Raw genomic sequence first — 348 nt, forward strand, 5'->3', positions numbered from 1 at the left:
ATCGGTACGACAACCGCCTGACCATTCAGCGCAACATCCATGGCGACATCAGCCGCCTGGACAACGGCGCCGGTCGCGCCCTGCGGCTGCGCTACGAGCAGCGGCACCTGATCGCCGTCGACTATCAAATCTTTCACCCAGCCAGCATCCAGGACGACGCCTGGCGTACCGAGCAGACGCTGGCGTCCTACCGCTACGACGGACGTTTCCGACTGATCGAAGCGACCAACGCCGCCGGTGAAAGCGAGCGCTACGACTACGACGACCGCCACGTCATCCTCCAGCGGCAACTGGCCGGTGGCGCGAGCTTCTTCTGGGAATGGCAGGGCGCCGGCCCGGCGGCGCGCT

At 66.4% G+C, this 348-nt stretch carries 1 protein-coding gene; it reads left to right on the forward strand.

Annotated features, from left to right (window positions below; genetic code table 11):
- Positions 1-348, forward strand: a 348-nt coding sequence (locus tag RGM2987_RS00030) for a hypothetical protein (protein ID WP_245138083.1), incomplete at both ends; no start/stop codon positions are given.

The sequence above is a fragment of the Pseudomonas sp. RGM2987 genome (genome assembly GCF_022952855.1).
Lineage (GTDB): Bacteria > Pseudomonadota > Gammaproteobacteria > Pseudomonadales > Pseudomonadaceae > Aquipseudomonas.